Raw genomic sequence first — 14,448 nt, forward strand, 5'->3', positions numbered from 1 at the left:
GTTCGGGCCGCGAGCGGCCCAAGGACAACCAACAAGGCACGAGCAACAAGGCAAACGGATAGATGAAATTCACCGGCACAAAGGACTATGTCGCCACCGACGACCTCAAGGTCGCCGTCAACGCCTCGATCGTGCTCGAGCGCCCGCTGCTGATCAAGGGCGAGCCCGGCACCGGCAAGACCGTGCTGGCGGAGGAAGTCGCCAAGGCACTCGGCGCGCCGCTCCTGACCTGGCACATCAAGTCCACCACCAAGGCGCAGCAGGGTCTGTACGAATATGACGCGGTGTCGCGCCTGCGCGACAGCCAGCTCGGCGACCCCAGGGTTTCAGACATTTCCAATTACATCAAGCGCGGCAAATTGTGGGAAGCCTTCACCCACGACAAGCGCCCGGTGCTCTTGATCGACGAGATCGACAAGGCCGACATCGAGTTTCCGAACGATCTCCTGCTCGAACTCGATCGCATGGAGTTCTTCGTCTACGAGACCGGCGAGAACATCAAGGCCAGCCTGCGCCCGATCGTGATGATCACATCGAACAACGAAAAGGAATTGCCGGACGCGTTCCTGCGCCGCTGCTTCTTCCACTACATCAAGTTCCCCGACGCCGACACCATGGGCCGGATCGTCGACGTGCACTTCCCCGGTATCAAGAAGCGGCTGGTGGAAGAAGCCCTGCGCATCTTCTTCGAAGTGCGCGAAGTACCGGGGCTGAAGAAGAAGCCCTCGACGTCGGAACTGCTCGACTGGCTCAAGCTGCTGCTGAACGAGGACATCACCCCGGAGATGCTCAGGGAGCGCGATCCGCGCAAGCTGATCCCGCCGCTGCACGGCGCCCTGCTCAAGAACGAACAGGACGTGCACCTGTTCGAGCGGCTGGCGTTCCTCAGCCGCCGCGAAGTGTAGTTCGGGAAACCTCTACAGCGCCAGAACCCCGGGTTCTGGCGTTTCGTTTTCTAGACAACAAACGAAAAAAGAACAGGGCAGATGAACGTTCAAACCCAGATCGACACAACTTCGCCCCGCGCCACGGAGCATTTCGACGTCCTGATCGCCGGCGCCGGCATCTCTGGCGTCGGTGCCGCCTACCACCTCACCACGCAATGCCCAGGAACGAGCTTCGTCGCGCTGGAGGCGCAGAAGACGTTCGGCGGCACCTGGACCACACACCGCTATCCCGGCATCCGCTCTGACAGCGACCTCCACACTTTCGGCTATCGCTTCAAGCCATGGACGACAGCGCCGATCGCGAGTGCCGCAGAAATCCTGAAATACATGGGCGAGGTGATCGAGGAGAACGATCTCGCGCCTCACATCCGCTACCAGCACACCATCACCTCAGCGAAATGGTCGAGCGCGGAAAACCTCTGGACCATCGAGGCCACACGCACCGACACCGGCGAGCAACTTCGCTTCACCACCAACTTCTTCTGGATGTGCCAGGGCTATTACCGCCACACCGAGGGCTATACGCCGGAGTGGAAGGACATGGCCAGGTTCAAGGGCCCGATCGTCCATCCGCAGAAATGGCCCGAGGATCTCGACTACAAGAACAAGCGCGTCGTCGTGATCGGCTCGGGCGCGACGGCGGCGACGCTGATCCCGGCGATGGCCAATGATTGCGCGCATGTCACCATGCTGCAGCGCTCGCCGACCTATTTCCGCACCGGGCGCAACGCGATCGAAATCGCCGAACAATTGCGCCAGTTGCAGGTCGACGAAAAATGGATCCACGAGATCACCCGGCGCAAGATCCTGTTCGACCAGGATGCCTTCACACGCAAGACGTTCGAGGAGCCGGAAGCGGCCAAGAAGGATCTGCTGTCGGCCGTTGAAGCCTATCTCGGCAAGGACTACGACATCGCGACCCACTTCACGCCAAAATATCGGCCGTGGCGGCAGCGCATCGCCTTCATCCCTGATGGAGACCTGTTCCAGGGCATCAGGTCCGGCAAGGCCTCCGTCGTCACCGACGAGATCGACCGCTTCACCGAAAAGGGCATTCTCTTGAAATCCGGCAAGGAGCTCGAAGCCGACATCATCGTCACCGCGACCGGCTTCAACCTCTGTGCCAATGGCGACATCGAGTTCGCCGTCGACGGCGAGCCGCTCGACTTCGCCGATACCGTGACCTATCGCGGCATGATGTTCACCGGCGTGCCGAACCTGGTCTGGGTATTCGGCTATTTCCGCGCGAGCTGGACGCTGCGCGTCGATCTCGTCGCCGACTTCGTCTGCCGGCTGCTCACACACATGAAGGAGACCGGCGCGAAAAAGGTGACGCCGGCGTTGCGTCCCGAAGACCACAACATGCCGTTGTTGCCGTGGATCGATCCGGAAAACTTCAATCCCGGCTACATGATGCGCGGCATGCATCTGCTGCCCAGGCGCGGCGAGAAGCCGGAATGGCAGCACAACCAGGATTACTGGGCGGAGAAGGATGAATTCCCGGCGATCGACCTCGAGGACCGGGCTTTCGTTTACGGCTAAAGTCCTGATGATGAGCGTCGAGTGACGGAGACATCCCGTCACTCGACAGACCTCAAGCGGGATTCGCTTCGATCAAGTTGAAGCGGCCGGCTGGATACGTCGTAGCCAGATCGAAGCCGCTTTGGTTGAGCAATTCGCGGTACTGTCTCTCGGTGCGCTCGAGCCCTCCGGGCCCGCGCATCATATTCAGATCGCTCAACGCCTGCTCCCTGTCCTCGTCCGCCATGGTTGGCGTCTCCGGCATCAGCCGTTCCACCAGAAGCAGCTTGCCGTCGTCGGGGAGCGCCTTGCGACAGTTTTTCAGGATCGCGACGCTGCGCGCATCGTCCCAGTCGTGAATGATGCTCTTGAGGATGATCGCATCTGCGATCGCCGGCACTGCCTTGAAGAAATCGCCGGCGACAAATTCCACACGGTCACCGACACCGATCTGCCTGAGATGCTTGCTTGCGGCCTCGGCACATCTCGGAAGGTCGAAAACAGTTCCGCGCAGTTTCCGGTTTTGCTGCGCGATGGCACCGAGCAATTCGCCGGCTCCGCCGCCCAAGTCCATCAGGTGGCGTATCCCGCTGAAATCGTAGGAGCGCAGGACGTTCGGTGTGACAAGGCGGGTAAGCTCCACCATCGCCGCGTTGAACTTGTCCACAATCCCCGGCGTCCGGCCCATCAACTCGAAGCTGTCATCGATGCCTTGCAGTTGCGCTCCGGTCTTGCCGGTCATGACCGATTCAAGCATTCCGCTCCAGGCCTTTGAAACCATTTCAGCTTCAAGGATGGCCCAGCCCTTGAACGAATGCTCCGCGGCGCCGTCGAGGCAGGCGCCGACTTCCGTCAACGCATAGCGATCTTCGCCGCTACGCGAACAGATACCGATGGTGGAGAGCGCGGTGAGCAGGCGGCCAAGCGCCCGCGCATCTGCACCGGTTGCCTTGGCGAGCTCGCCGAGCGTCTGCGGTCCGTCCCGCAGCAACTCGGCGAGCCCCAGTCTGGCCGCGACATAGATCACCGCCGTCACACGGTGTGACTGGATCAAATCGAAAAGCCTGAGGGCCGATACTTGAGATGACATCGCGCCTCCTTTTGCCGTGGTTGTTGCGAATTCCGAATGTGGTCTCCCTGCGGGCTTGCCGAGCGCTGCTCGGCTGGATTGGCGCTGCGGCTTTCGCCGGCCGGCAGTTATTCGCTTCGATGACGCCTGCAACCGTGGGAGTTGCACTTCGGCCTGTGATCAAGGGTGGCGGCTAACCGAAGCTGGCGAAATGAGATAATTCACAGAGTAACAGTATACTTTAGTGGTATTATGATAAGCGAAATTCGACATATTTGCCATGATTTCGGCATTAGTGTATACATCATGCACTCAACACGGGGTGCAGCCATGCCGTCCTCGTTCCCGCTCAACGCCTGGTACGCCGCCGCCTGGGATGTCGATCTCAAGCACGCGCTGTTTCCGCGCACGATCTGCGGCAAGCATGTCGTGATGTACCGCCAGTCCAACGGCAAGGTGTGCGCCCTGGAGGATGCCTGCTGGCACCGGCTGGTGCCGCTGTCCAAGGGACGGCTCGATGGCGACACCGTCGTCTGCGGCTATCACGGGCTGAAATTCAATGCGCAGGGCCGCTGCACCTACATGCCCTCGCAGGACACCATCAACCCCTCGGCCTGTGTGCGCTCCTATCCCGTGGTCGAGCGGCATCGCTTCATCTGGCTGTGGATGGGCGATCCGGCGCTGGCCGATCCGGCGCTGGTGCCCGACATGCACTGGAACGACGATCCGGCCTGGGCCGGCGACGGCAAGACCATTCATGTGAAGTGCGATTATCGCCTCGTGGTCGACAATTTGATGGACCTGACCCACGAGGCTTTCGTGCATGGCTCCAGCATCGGCAATGACCATGTCGCCGAAGCCCCGTTCGACGTCACCCATGGCGACAAGACCGTGACGGTGACGCGCTGGATGAAGGGCATCGACGCACCGCCGTTCTGGGCGGCGCAACTGCAGAAGCCGGGCGCGGTCGACCGCTGGCAGATCATAAATTTCCAGGCGCCCGGCACCGTCAATATCGACGTCGGCGTGGCGCCCGCCGGCACCGGCGCGCCGGAGGGCGACCGCTCGCAGGGCGTCAACGGTTTTGTGCTCAACACCATGACGCCGGAGACCGAGACCACGTGTCACTATTTCTGGGCCTTCGTCCGCAACTACCGGACAACCGAACAGAAGCTGACCACCGAAATCCGCGAGGGCGTTGCCGGCATCTTCCACGAGGATGAAATCATCCTCGAAGCGCAGCAGCGCGCGATGAACGAAAATCCGGATCGCACCTTCTACAATCTCAACATCGATGCGGGTGCGATGTGGGCACGGCGCGTGATCGACCGCATGGTCGCGCGCGAGACCGCGCCGCAAAGCGTGCAGGCCGCGGAGTGAGGCCATGAGCGAACGCGACGCCGAGCGCTCCGTTTCGCAAACCGTGCGCGCGCAACTCGCGCTGCGCGACATGATCCTCTCGGGCCGGCTGCGCCCGGGCGAACGCATCTCCGAACTGCAGGCGGTCGATATAACCGGCGTCTCGCGGACGCCGGTGCGGCTGGCACTTGTGCGGTTGGAGGACGAAGGTCTGCTGCAAGCGATTCCCTCCGGCGGCTTCATGGTGAAAGCCTTTACCGAACGCGATATTCTGGATTCGATCGAACTGCGCGGTACGCTGGAGGGCCTCGCCGCCCGCTTTGCGGCCGAGCGCGGCGTCAGCGCGCGCAGCCTCGAGCCATTGAAGGAATGCCTTGGCGATCTCGACCAACTGGTTCGGCAGGATCCGATTTCGGTCGAAGCCTTTTCCGCCTATGTCACCATGAACGCGCGCTTTCACGCGCTGCTCAATGAACTATCCGCCAGCGCGCCGCTGATCCGCGAAATCGATCGCGTTTCCGCGCTGCCGTTCGCTTCGCCAAGCGCTTTCGTGATGGCGCAGTCGGCGTTGCCGGAGGCGCATCAGATCCTGCTGCTCGGACAGGATCATCACCGCATCGTGGTCGACGCCATCGAGAACCGCGAGGGCGCGCGGGCCGAGGCCGTGATGCGCGAGCATTCGCGCCTCGCCGCGCGCAATTTGCGGCTGGCGATCCGAAACCGCACGCATCTCGAGCTGATGCCGGCGCTCGCTCTGCTCAAATCGTCAGCGGAATAGGGATCACCCATGCGTTTTGCCGAGCAATGGAGTTGGTGCACCGTCGAGACGATCCGCGACGTGACGCCGACGATCCGCGAATTCAGACTGCACCCCGAGAACGGCCGCGTGCCGCCCTACCCGGCCGGCAGCCATATCGGCGTGACCGTGCTGATCGACGGCCAGCCGGCGCGGCGCTCCTATTCGCTGGTGGAGAACAGCGATTCCAGCACCTATCGCATCGCGGTCCGGCGGGCGCCGGACAGCCGCGGCGGGTCGCGCGGCATGTGGAGCCTGACGCCGGGCGCACGGATCGAGATTTCAAATCCGACATCGCTGCTCGAAATCGATTGGACGAGAAAGAACTATTGCCTGATCGCCGGCGGCATCGGAATCACCCCGATCACGGGCATCGCCGCCTCCTTGCGCCGCCGCAACATCGACGCTCCCCTGCACTATGCGGCGAAATCGCGCAGCGATGCGGCTTTCCTCGACGAGCTGACGGCGCTGCTTGGCGATCGGTTGATCGTACACGCCTCCGACGAAGGCGCGCGGCTCGACCTCGACGCCACCTTCCACGCTTTGCCGGACGATGCCATCGCCATCATGTGCGGGCCGATGCGGATGCTGGAAGCGGCGCGGCGCGCCTGGAACGACGCGGGAAGAGCGCCCGCCGATTTGCGCTATGAGACCTTCGGCTCCAGCGGCCTGAAGCCGACTGCGGAATTCCGCGTGCGGCTGACGGATACCAACACCGAACTCGTGGTGCCGCAGAACAGCTCGATGCTCGACGCGCTGAACGGCGCCGGCTTTGAGGTGATCTCGGACTGCCAGCGCGGCGAATGCGGCGTCTGCGCCGTCGACGTCGTCGCCGTCGACGGCGAGATCGACCATCGCGACGTGTTCTTCAGCGATCAGCAGAAGCAGGACAACCGCAAGATCTGCCCCTGCGTGTCGCGCGCGATCGGCGTCGTGACGATCGACACGCTGTACCGGGCTGAGGCTGTCTAGCGCCTGGATCGGGCGCCGGTCTCGCCAGGGCGGGCCAAGGATGAACGCGAGCTATTGTTCTGACGACAGTTGGACTATCTGTCGCCCGCTATTCATCGCCTTGAGATTGTTCACGTACTCCTCAGGGCGCTGCCAGCGGTGAGGAACTTTTAATCCCATGAACTCCGCGATGTTCCCGATAAACGCAGTGCAATTAGTTGTTTCGGCGTTCCAGACCGGTGAACTCGCCTGCAATTTCTTGATGTATGCGAAAACCTTTTTTGCGTCCGGCTCATTCAAGTAAACCCGGTAACTGGCGGTCAAGTACTGCGGATCAAGATCGCCATAGCTTGCCGCGGTTTCGGAGGGCACCCACGTCAAATGACCAAGTACGTAAGCTGCGGTGTCTCCCGCGGGGGTAAGGCCCGCGACTTCAACTGCTCGCTCGCTTGTCTTCCCAAACCAGACGAAAGCGTGCCCCCAGCTCGCCGCCGTCCTGGCTCTGAAATCAACGTAGTACGGACCCTTTGCTGATCCCGATCCCGGCTTTCGAGTAGATTGTGGCGCCGGTTTCGATTCAATGGGCGCCTCACTGGAAACAAGCGCGTTCGCGGCGGCGGTGCGCTTGTGGACCTCCCGTTTCTGGGAAATGGAACGTTCCGAGCGGGCGCGCGTGTCATTCTCGTGTGCAGAAGCTGATTGAGTTTTGCACTGAAGCAAGACAGCGAGTGTGAATCCCGCAAGCAAGCACAGCCCTAACCTCTTCGGCCTATTTGCCACGCTTCGCCCTTCAACTGTCGACGACAAAGGTCAGATCCAGCGAGACCTTAAGTCAATACCGCGTATAGGGCCGCGTCGCGACGGGCGTCTTGCCGACTGGAGTCTTCCCGATTGGGGTCTTGCCAATCGGCATCTTGCCGATTTGGGCCTGCTGATAGACGGGTTGTGGGCGCGGAATGTCGGCGGCGCCAGCGGCAGTCACCACGGCAAGCGTTGCGCCCGCAATAATCACAATTTTCATCACGGTACTTTTTCCTCCAGGTTAGAAGAACAAGGCAGTAAACTGCCGCGCGTTCCCGTCAGATACGCCGTGAGCATGCGTGTCGGAATGCGTCTACAGTGCGGCAGATCAGACACGTTCGAAGGATAGATCTGCAGTGCGGCAGATATGAGACATCTGCCGGAACCGGGAACCTCGACTCCTATTGGGTCGATGGTGCGATAGCCGAACGCCATTGTCGCGCCAATCCATCCGATGGCGATGCCAAGGCGATATCGATGACAGGCCTACGTTGTTCGGCTAAGCGTCACGAGCGGTGATACTTTAACTGATCGTAAGATTTTCGCTTCTCCGTCAGAAGCGGACATCTACGCCTTTATGAGTTGCACGCCTGGAAGAATTCGTCGAGGAACGCCGCTGCTTCGTGCGAGATGCCGGCGATCTTGTTCGTTGCCTGACGATAGAACTTGAAATTGAGCTCGGTCCCGGGCCGGCCGTCTTTCCAGTTGGTGAAGTGCTTGAGCTCGCTCCGCCCCAGCGACCGCTTCGCGAGCGCAGTGCGTCTGATGGTGACGCTCACACGTGGTGTTTGCCTGGTGATGCCGCGCTTCCTGGCAATCGCTTCGGCCGAAACCACAACGCCGCGCGCGATAAGGCCCTGCCCGCCCTCGTTCTCGCTCGCGAACACGAAAACCGTGTCGCCTTCGGCGATATGCTTGCCGCCGTACATGGTCTTTTGCGCGGTGAACGCAAACGTCTTCGACCGCAGATCGGAAACCTCGGCCTTGATCACGAACGCCATGCTCCCCGTGCCAAGGCTAGGCCGGCACCGGAAACCGCACCGCCTCCAGCGCGGCCTTGCCGCGGATCATGTCGGAGGCCTTGTCGGCGATCATCAGTGTCGAGGCGTTGAGATTGGCCGAGATCATCCGCGGCATGATCGAGGCATCGACCACGCGCAATCCCTGCAGCCCGTGCACGCGCAACTGGTCGTCGACTACGGCCCATTTGGCATCCGCCGGTCCCATGCGGCAGGTACAGCCGGGATGGAAGGTGGTGGTGCCGCGCTCGGTGGCGGCGGCCAGGAATTCGTCGTCGCTCTGCACCTTCGGCCCGGGGAAATCCTCATGGGCATAATACGGCGCGAGCGGCTTGGACGCGAGCAGCCGGCGTGCCAGCTTCATGCCGGCAACGACGACGCGGCGGTCGATCTCCTCGACCAGGTAATTGGTCTGGATGATCGGCGGCGCAAACGGGTCGGCCGAGCGGATGCGAACATAGCCGCGGCTCTCGGGGCGCTGCTGCCATGAGGCGACCGTCATGCCCGGCTCGTCCTCGAGCTGGCCCTGCACGCCTTCCTTGTAGCTTGCCGGCGTGAACGTGAGCTGCAGGTCGGAGCTTTCGGTGGTCTCGCCCGAATGCCAGAAGCAATAGACCATGGTCGGCGACAGCGAGAGCAGGCCGCGCCGCGTCGTTGCCCATTTCAGCGCCTCGACCCAGAGGCTCATGCCGCGCCGCAGTTCGTTGATGGTCCGGATGTTCTTGACACGTGCAACCGAACGCGGCGCGTAGTGATCCTGCAGGCCCTCGCCGACGCCGGGCAGCGCGTGGCGGACTTCGATGCCGTGCGATTGCAGCAATTCCGGCGATCCGACGCCGGACAATTGCAGCAGCTGCGGCGAATTGTAAGAGCCGCCGGAAAGGATGACTTCCTTGTTGGCGCGCACCTCGATCGGAGCGCCGCCCTTGCCGCCCTTGAGATAACGCACGCCGACGGCGCGCTTGCCCTCGAAGATGAGGTTGGTGACATGCGCATGGGTGCGTACATCGACATTGCCCCGCTTCCGCGCCGGATGCAGGAACGCCTTCGCGGCGCTCATGCGCAGGCCCTTCTCGATGGTGCGCTGGCAGTAGGATACGCCCTCCTGGATCGCGCCGTTGTAATCGGGGTTGCGCGGAATCCCCAGGCTCATGGCCCCTTCCATGAAGGCCTCGCAGAGCGGATCCTGCCAGTCCATGGTGGTGACGGTGAGACTGCCGTCGCGCCCGCGATAGGTCTCGTCGCATTCCCCGACGCGGCGCTCCAGCCGCTTGAAATAGGGCAGTATGTCCGGATAGCCCCAGCCGCGGTTGCCGAGCTGTGCCCAGGTATCAAAATCCTGGCGCTGGCCGCGGTTGTAGATATGGCCGTTGATCGAGGACGATCCGCCCAGCGTCTTGCCGCGCGGCGCGTAGATGCTGCGGCCACCGGTCCACGGGCCCGGCTCCTGGCTGTAGGCCCAGTTGACGCTCTTCATGTGGAACGTCTTGATGAAGCCGGCCGGCAGATGAATGTAGGGGTGCCAGTCGCTGGGCCCCGCTTCCAGCACGCAGATGCGGCTCGCAGAATCCTCGCTGAGCCGGTTGGCGAGCACGCTGCCTGCGGAGCCCGCGCCGATAATCACATAATCGAACGTTTCCATCGTCTCTTTTCTGGCGCGGCTTGGCTACCGCGGCTTTTCGTTGAGTTGATAGTTGAGATGCGCCTTCACCGTCGGCCATTCGCCGGCGATGATGCTGTAAACCACGGTGTCGCGCAATGTGCCGTTTGGCGCGATCTGATGGCTGCGCAAAATGCCGTCGAGCTTGGCGCCGAGCCGTTCGATGCCTCGCCGGCTCGGGTGATTGAAGAAATGCGTGCGGAACTCTACCGCAATGCAATTCAGCTTCTCGAAGGCGTGGGTCAGCAGCAGCAATTTGCACTGCGTATTGAGCGCGCTGCGCTGCACACGCCTGGCGTACCAGGTCGAGCCGATCTCGACACGGCGGTTGGCTGCATCGACGTTCATATACGTCGTCATGCCCGCGATCTTGCCGTCGGCGTCAAACACCGTGAACGGCAGCATCGAGCCGGCCGCGAGCAGGCCGAGGCGGCGGTCGATTTCCTTTTTCATGTTTTCGGCGGTCGGAATGAAGGTGTACCAGAGCTTCCACAGTTCGCCGTCGCTGACCGCTTCCACGAGTCCGTCGATGTGATCGTGCGACAATGGCTCGAGCCGCGCGTGCGCGCCTTGAAGGGGAACCGGTTCAAGAAAGGCCATTTGAAATACTCCGCTCTCACACCGTCATTGCCTGCGACAAACGAAGCGTTTGCGCAAGGGAGCGCAGCGACGAAGCAATCCATCTATCCCCTCGCGGCGGCATGGATTGCTTCGCTGCGCTCGCAATGACGGGGTCTAGCATCCCCAGTGTATTATTTGTTCAAAAAGTTCAGCGCCAGCCCCGGCCGCGCCCAGTCCATCGCGATCAGTTCGCCCTTGCCCGACAGCGTGATGTAAGCCGTCTTCAATTCGGGCCCGCCGAAGGCGATGTTGGTGGTGACGCGGTCGCCGGTCGGCACCTGCTCGACCAGTGTACCGTCGGGCGCGATCACCGAGATGCAGCCCGACACCAGCGTCGCCACGCAGACATTGCCGTTGGCCTCTACCGCCATCGAATCGAACATCTGGTAACCGCCAAGACCCGCGATCGGCTTGCCGCGCTCGCCGCGATAGATGACGTCGCGCGGCTTGATGGTGCCGGGCTCGGCAATTTCATAGCCCCACAGCCGCGCAGTCGGCGTCTCCGCGATGTAGACCGTCTTCTCGTCCGGCGACAGGCCGATGCCGTTGGCGGGCAGCACACCATGTACGGCCTCGACGATCTCCTTCATGCCCGGCTTGATGTAGTAGAACGCGCCGACATCCATCTCGCGGGCGCGGCGCTTGCCGAGGTCGGAGAACCAGAGCCCGCCGTGCTTGTCGAACACCAGGTCGTTCGGTCCCCGCAGCGCGTGCTCGCCGCATCTGTCGACGACGGTCTCGACCTTGCCGCTTTGCAGGTCGACCCGCTGGATCGAGCCGCCGAGATAATCATCGGCCTGCGGTCCCGGCATCATCATCTTGCCGGTGGGAATCCAGCTAAAGCCGCCATTGTTGCAGATGTACATTTTGCCGTCGGGGCCGAGCGCGGCACCATTGGGGCCGCCGGGAATTTGCGCGACCACCTCTTTCCGCCCGTCGGGATAAACCCGCGTCAGCCGCTTGCCCCGGATTTCGACCAGCACAACCGAGCCATCGGGCATCACCACCGGACCTTCCGGAAACTCCAGATCGGTGGCGAGAACGCGGATATCGGCCATGAATCCTCCCGGCTCTTTTCGGCTGCAGGTGGATTTCAGACTCGACCCCGCAAGCGCAACATTTCGTTGCGCTTGTTATGGCAAAGTCGATATCGCTTGCCAAGCAACCGCAGGCGATCCCGCGGCGCAGGGCAGCATTGCGGTGATGCTATTCCCTCACCGGCACCCAGATTTCCAGCCCGCCATTACCGGTGGCCGGATCGAACTTTTCGTCGTAGCGCTCAAAACTCGGCGCGTCGGCCGCCTTCATGCCGGAGATCGGCAGCCAGTGATTCCAGATCGTGTTGACGGTGCGGCGAATGGTCGAGATGTGCTCGGCGTGGGTGAACACGGCATATTTCTGTTCGGGTATCCGCACGCGCGCAAACTCGCGCGGCAGGTCGGAGAAGTCGGAAACCTCGACGCCGGCGATGTAATCGAAATTGCCGGAATCGTCGCCGTTGCAGCAAACGCCGTAGGCAACCTTTCCGACGCGGTCCGGAATTTCGTCGACCTTTTGGTGGAAACGCTGCCATTGATTGGGAATGCCGGCGCCGCCGTTTTCGTGGGTGCAGCGTTCGCTGATGCCGGCGACCAGCAGCGGCTTGGACGTTTCGAAACGCGGGGGCTTGAGAGTGTCGAGCAGGGTTGAATCCATGACGATGGGCTCCTGAAGCTTGAGACGATCGAGGCACGCTCCGGCGCGGACCGCTTCGGGCGTGACGCCGAAATGGTCGCGGAACGCGCGTGTGAAAGCTTCGTGAGAACTGTAGTCCGAATCCAGCGCGAGGCTGAGAATGTCGGGAGCACCGGCGGCCAATGCGCGCGCCGCCGTGCTGAGCCGGCGGGCACGCACATAGCGCATGACCGAAAATCCGGTGGCCGCGGCGAACGCCCGCACCATGTGGAAGCGCGAGACGCCGGCAACACCAGCAATCTCATCAAGCGTCAGCGGCTTGGCGAGATGGCTTTCGATGTACCAGAGCGCTTTCTGGGCCGGATTCATGACTGGCTGCCTTCATGCGAAGCGCCTGCATTATGATCGGTTGCAGCGCGCTTCATTTGACAATCCTTGCTCTCTGTTCTTGCCGCTGACAATGTACCGGAGCGCGATTGGAGGGAACCATGCTGATCACCAATGTCCGGGCGCACCACATCCGCATCCCCTATGACGCCGGGGTGGCGAGTTTCAAGCAAGGCGCTTCCGCCATATCCGCGCTGGAAATCGTCATGGTCGAGGTTTCCACCGATGCCGGCATCACCGGCTGGGGCGATGGCTTTGCCTACGTCTGCCCACGGACGACCTGCACCGCCATCGAGGAAATGATCGCGCCGCAGGCGCAGGGCCTCGGGGTTCCCGATGCGGCTGATATTCCCGCCTTCATGGAACAGATCCAGCGCAACCTGCATCTGTTCGGCCGCTACGGCATCACCATGTTCGCGATATCGGCGCTTGATATCGCCTTATGGGACCTTGCCGCCAAAGCGAAGGGCGTGCCGTTGCATCGGCTGATCGGCGAAGCGAAACGTACGCGGATTCCCGCCTATGCCAGCCTGCTAAGGATCGGAAAGCCGGAATTGATCGCAAGCGAGTGCGAAGCGGCGCTGCGGCTTGGCTACAAGGCGATCAAACTGCATGAGACCACGACGCCTGCAGTATTTGCCGCGCGGCAAGCGATCGGTCACGGCACTCCATTGATGGTCGACCTGAATTGTCCGCTGGATGGCCCGGCCGCCATCGCCTTCGCGCATTCCTGCCGGGACGCCGCGCCGATGTTCATCGAGGAGCCGGTCTGGCCGCCGGAAGATTTTGCAACGCTCGCCGAAGTGCGAACCAAAGGCGGGCTCAATATTGCAGCCGGGGAGAACGCCTGCACGGTTCATCAGTTCAGGCAAATGATGAAGGCCGGCGCGGTAAGCCACGCGCAACCCTCCGTCATCAAGGTTGGCGGTATCACGGAACATCTGAAGATCGCAGCGCTGGCCGACGAACTCGGCGTCAGGCTGGCGCCGCATTCGCCGTATTTCGGGCCAGGCTTCCTGGCGACGCTGCAGTTGATGTCGCTGCGCGACGACGCAAGTTTCGTCGAGGCGTTTTACATGAAGCGCGCCGCATGCCTCTGGCGCGGCCGCATCGACGTCGACAGTAATGGCGATGTCGAGGTCCCGCAGGGGCCCGGGATCGGCTATGAACCGGACAAGGCCATCATGGAGCAATACCGCGTGTCGTGACCGCGGGATGGGCCGCTACTTCGAGCCGTCCTTTGCCGGCGCCGCATCCTTCGCAGCCGGCGCGGCATCCTTCGCCGCGGGTGCTGCGGCCTTCTTGGCATCTTCCGCTGCCTTCGCCGCCTGCAGCTCGCTCACGACCTTCTGCAAGCCAATGACCGCGCCCTTCAGCGCCTCGATCTGCCGGTTTGTGGCGTCGATCTTCTGTTGATGGTCGGTAGTCAGCTTCGTGATCGTCTTCTGCAGGAAGTCGACATTGCTCTGCAGGCAAGAGGTGCGCCGCTCCATGGTCTTTTCGACGGTGCAAATCTCGATGCCGGGAACGTCCTGGGCGTGAACGGTCGCTGGCAGTGACGCCATCAGCAGCGCTAAAGCGGCGAAGGTGATCTTGGCCATCGGATCAATCATTGAAATCCTCGTTCCAAAAGCATCCAGCGC

General features: G+C 62.1%; 15 protein-coding genes. 6 read left to right on the top strand and 9 right to left on the bottom strand.

Annotated elements, in window-relative coordinates; all coding sequences use genetic code 11:
- The first annotated feature begins 62 nt into the window (after positions 1-62).
- Entirely contained in the window at positions 63-905 is an 843-nt protein-coding gene (locus tag V1288_RS03525) for an AAA family ATPase (RefSeq protein WP_057836460.1), read from the top strand.
- 81 nt (positions 906-986) lie between these two features.
- On the top strand, positions 987-2,489 hold the full coding sequence (locus V1288_RS03530; RefSeq protein ID WP_334355755.1) for a flavin-containing monooxygenase: 1,503 nt from the start codon (positions 987-989) through the stop codon (positions 2,487-2,489).
- A 52-nt stretch (positions 2,490-2,541) separates the two neighbouring features.
- On the opposite strand, the gene V1288_RS03535 is transcribed toward V1288_RS03530, so the two are convergent.
- On the bottom strand, positions 2,542-3,558 hold the full coding sequence (locus V1288_RS03535; protein WP_334355756.1) for a methyltransferase: 1,017 nt from the start codon (positions 3,556-3,558) through the stop codon (positions 2,542-2,544).
- Positions 3,559-3,867: 309 nt separating this feature from the next.
- On the opposite strand from V1288_RS03535, the gene V1288_RS03540 reads away from it, so the two are divergent.
- Genes V1288_RS03540 through V1288_RS03550 form a run of 3 tightly spaced genes read left to right on the top strand, consistent with a single transcriptional unit; the run spans position 3,868 to position 6,664 of the window.
- Complete coding sequence (locus V1288_RS03540; protein WP_334355757.1) at positions 3,868-4,917, top strand: aromatic ring-hydroxylating dioxygenase subunit alpha; 1,050 nt, start codon at positions 3,868-3,870, stop codon at positions 4,915-4,917.
- A gap of 4 nt (positions 4,918-4,921) precedes the next feature.
- Positions 4,922-5,674 (top strand): GntR family transcriptional regulator, encoded by a 753-nt coding sequence (locus tag V1288_RS03545; protein WP_334355758.1) that lies wholly within the window; start codon positions 4,922-4,924, stop codon positions 5,672-5,674.
- A 9-nt stretch (positions 5,675-5,683) separates the two neighbouring features.
- The gene (locus tag V1288_RS03550) at positions 5,684-6,664 is read left to right on the top strand and encodes a PDR/VanB family oxidoreductase (protein WP_334355759.1); all 981 of its coding nucleotides are present in this window, start codon (positions 5,684-5,686) and stop codon (positions 6,662-6,664) included.
- A gap of 51 nt (positions 6,665-6,715) precedes the next feature.
- Here the strand turns inward: V1288_RS03550 and V1288_RS03555 are convergent, their stop codons facing one another.
- From V1288_RS03555 to V1288_RS03585, 7 genes are all read right to left on the bottom strand, one after another.
- Entirely contained in the window at positions 6,716-7,423 is a 708-nt protein-coding gene (locus V1288_RS03555; RefSeq protein ID WP_334355760.1) for a hypothetical protein, read from the bottom strand.
- A 52-nt stretch (positions 7,424-7,475) separates the two neighbouring features.
- On the bottom strand, positions 7,476-7,664 hold the full coding sequence (locus tag V1288_RS03560) for a hypothetical protein (protein ID WP_442894180.1): 189 nt from the start codon (positions 7,662-7,664) through the stop codon (positions 7,476-7,478).
- Between the two features lie 355 nt (positions 7,665-8,019).
- A complete protein-coding gene (locus tag V1288_RS03565; protein ID WP_334355762.1) occupies positions 8,020-8,445 on the bottom strand; it encodes a hypothetical protein in 426 nt (141 codons plus the stop codon).
- Between the two features lie 16 nt (positions 8,446-8,461).
- Positions 8,462-10,105, bottom strand: a complete 1,644-nt coding sequence (locus tag V1288_RS03570; protein ID WP_334355763.1) for a GMC family oxidoreductase — start codon at positions 10,103-10,105, stop codon at positions 8,462-8,464.
- A gap of 24 nt (positions 10,106-10,129) precedes the next feature.
- Positions 10,130-10,723 carry a GNAT family N-acetyltransferase gene (locus tag V1288_RS03575; RefSeq protein WP_334355764.1) on the bottom strand — a complete coding sequence of 198 codons (594 nt, stop codon included), beginning with the start codon at positions 10,721-10,723 and terminating at the stop codon, positions 10,130-10,132.
- Between the two features lie 152 nt (positions 10,724-10,875).
- On the bottom strand, positions 10,876-11,802 hold the full coding sequence (locus V1288_RS03580) for an SMP-30/gluconolactonase/LRE family protein (RefSeq protein ID WP_334355765.1): 927 nt from the start codon (positions 11,800-11,802) through the stop codon (positions 10,876-10,878).
- 148 nt (positions 11,803-11,950) lie between these two features.
- Positions 11,951-12,787, bottom strand: coding sequence for an AraC family transcriptional regulator (locus V1288_RS03585; protein ID WP_334355766.1), 837 nt, complete (start codon positions 12,785-12,787; stop codon positions 11,951-11,953).
- Positions 12,788-12,906: 119 nt separating this feature from the next.
- Between V1288_RS03585 and V1288_RS03590 the strand changes: the two genes are divergently transcribed.
- Entirely contained in the window at positions 12,907-14,013 is a 1,107-nt protein-coding gene (locus V1288_RS03590) for a mandelate racemase/muconate lactonizing enzyme family protein (protein WP_334355767.1), read from the top strand.
- Positions 14,014-14,028: 15 nt separating this feature from the next.
- On the opposite strand, the gene V1288_RS03595 is transcribed toward V1288_RS03590, so the two are convergent.
- Complete coding sequence (locus V1288_RS03595) at positions 14,029-14,418, bottom strand: hypothetical protein (RefSeq protein ID WP_442893907.1); 390 nt, start codon at positions 14,416-14,418, stop codon at positions 14,029-14,031.
- Positions 14,419-14,448 lie beyond the last annotated feature (30 nt).

This window comes from Bradyrhizobium sp. AZCC 2176 (assembly GCF_036924645.1).
Taxonomy (GTDB): Bacteria; Pseudomonadota; Alphaproteobacteria; order Rhizobiales; family Xanthobacteraceae; genus Bradyrhizobium.

Coding starts and splice junctions, on each gene's coding strand:
- V1288_RS03525 (WP_057836460.1), top strand. CDS start 63: ATGAAATTCACCGGCACAAAGGACTATGTCGCCACCGACGACCTCAAG.
- V1288_RS03530 (WP_334355755.1), top strand. CDS start 987: ATGAACGTTCAAACCCAGATCGACACAACTTCGCCCCGCGCCACGGAG.
- V1288_RS03535 (WP_334355756.1), bottom strand. CDS start 3,558: ATGTCATCTCAAGTATCGGCCCTCAGGCTTTTCGATTTGATCCAGTCA.
- V1288_RS03540 (WP_334355757.1), top strand. CDS start 3,868: ATGCCGTCCTCGTTCCCGCTCAACGCCTGGTACGCCGCCGCCTGGGAT.
- V1288_RS03545 (WP_334355758.1), top strand. CDS start 4,922: ATGAGCGAACGCGACGCCGAGCGCTCCGTTTCGCAAACCGTGCGCGCG.
- V1288_RS03550 (WP_334355759.1), top strand. CDS start 5,684: ATGCGTTTTGCCGAGCAATGGAGTTGGTGCACCGTCGAGACGATCCGC.
- V1288_RS03560 (WP_442894180.1), bottom strand. CDS start 7,664: ATGAAAATTGTGATTATTGCGGGCGCAACGCTTGCCGTGGTGACTGCC.
- V1288_RS03565 (WP_334355762.1), bottom strand. CDS start 8,445: ATGGCGTTCGTGATCAAGGCCGAGGTTTCCGATCTGCGGTCGAAGACG.
- V1288_RS03570 (WP_334355763.1), bottom strand. CDS start 10,105: ATGGAAACGTTCGATTATGTGATTATCGGCGCGGGCTCCGCAGGCAGC.
- V1288_RS03575 (WP_334355764.1), bottom strand. CDS start 10,723: ATGGCCTTTCTTGAACCGGTTCCCCTTCAAGGCGCGCACGCGCGGCTC.
- V1288_RS03580 (WP_334355765.1), bottom strand. CDS start 11,802: ATGGCCGATATCCGCGTTCTCGCCACCGATCTGGAGTTTCCGGAAGGT.
- V1288_RS03585 (WP_334355766.1), bottom strand. CDS start 12,787: ATGAATCCGGCCCAGAAAGCGCTCTGGTACATCGAAAGCCATCTCGCC.
- V1288_RS03590 (WP_334355767.1), top strand. CDS start 12,907: ATGCTGATCACCAATGTCCGGGCGCACCACATCCGCATCCCCTATGAC.
- V1288_RS03595 (WP_442893907.1), bottom strand. CDS start 14,418: ATGATTGATCCGATGGCCAAGATCACCTTCGCCGCTTTAGCGCTGCTG.